1 protein-coding gene is annotated in these 1,390 nt (G+C 50.9%); it reads right to left on the bottom strand.

Translation table 11 applies throughout. The features are described from left to right. The coding region (locus R7F07_RS24815; protein WP_318110613.1) for a phosphoenolpyruvate carboxylase at positions 1–1,390 on the bottom strand (1,390 nt) is incomplete at both ends.

The following is a 1,390-nucleotide window of genomic DNA, read 5'->3' as shown; positions in this document are numbered from 1 at the left end:
ACGTAAGCTTTCTACACCGCCATTTGGATTACGTTTCGCTGGGCGTGAACCAAGCGGCAGTTTGCCTAGCTCTAGTTCAGGCGTCGCTTGACGGAAGTATGGAACAAAATCTGGTTCGCCACGGACGACGCCACGGTAAGCTTCACAGCTCACTTCCGACAGCACTTCCATCAAGTCGCGCCATTCTTGTTTTGGCTCTGGTGGTGGCAGTAGATTTGCTTCCAAAATGGCGCTTGCATACAAGTTGAAGCTGTTTACCGCAACATCTGGTAGACCCAGTTTAAAGCGGATCATTTCGCCTTGTTCTGTTACGCGTAACCCGCCTTTCAAGCTCTTTGGTGGTTGAGACAGCAGAGCCGCGTGTGCAGGTGCGCCGCCGCGACCAACGGTGCCGCCACGACCATGGAACAGCGTCAGCTCAACACCTTCGCCTTCTGCCACTTTAACTAGAGATTCCATAGCATGGTACTGAGCCCAGCCTGCTGACATGACGCCTGCATCTTTTGCTGAATCAGAGTAGCCGATCATGACCATTTGGTGGTTTTGAATAAAGCCACGGTAAAGGTCGATGCTCATTAGCTGCTTAATGACCGACTCTGCATTGTTCAAGTCGTCTAGAGTTTCGAACAGAGGACAAACATCCATACGGTAAGGGCAACCCGCTTCTTGCAGTAATAGGTGCACAGCGAGTACGTCTGAGGCGGTACGAGCCATTGAGATGACGTAAGCACCGAACGCTTCGCGCGGTTGCAGAGCGATGATCTTACAGGTGTCTAAAACCTCTTTGACAGGCTCTGATGGTTCCCAATCGCGTGGCAGTAGCGGACGTTTAGACGCAAGTTCATTGGTGAGGAAAGCAATTTTATCTTGCTCGCTCCACTGTTCGTAATCACCAATGCCGAGGTATCGAGTCAGCTCAGAGAGTACATCTGCGTGGCGCGTACTTTCCTGGCGGATATCAAGACGAACTAGGTGAACGCCAAACGCTTTCACACGACGCAGCGTATCTAGCAACGAGCCGTCAGCGATGACGCCCATGCCGCACTCATGCAGTGATTGGTAACACGCGTACAGAGGATCCCAAAGCTGTTCAACTTTTTGTAGCGGTGCTTTGACTGCCAGTTTTTGACCGTGGATCTTCGCATCAAGAATATCTTTGGTTTCATTGAGCAGAGCACGTAGTTGTTTCAGGATTGCGCGGTATGGTTCGTGTTGATCTTCACCAGCAAGTTCACGAACTTGATCGTTAGAAACGGTCATCGAGAGTTCGCTGATCAATTCATTGATGTCATTGAGATAAAGATCGGCGGCTTTCCAACGAGACAGAAGCAGTACTTCACGCGTTACGCTATGAGTAACGAACGGGTTGCCATCACGGTCACCCCCCATC

Source organism: Vibrio sp. YT-16 (assembly GCF_033337405.1).
Lineage (GTDB): Bacteria > Pseudomonadota > Gammaproteobacteria > Enterobacterales > Vibrionaceae > Vibrio > Vibrio alginolyticus.
Note: the sequence above shows the minus strand (reverse complement) of the source record. Positions and strands in the feature narration are given on the sequence as shown.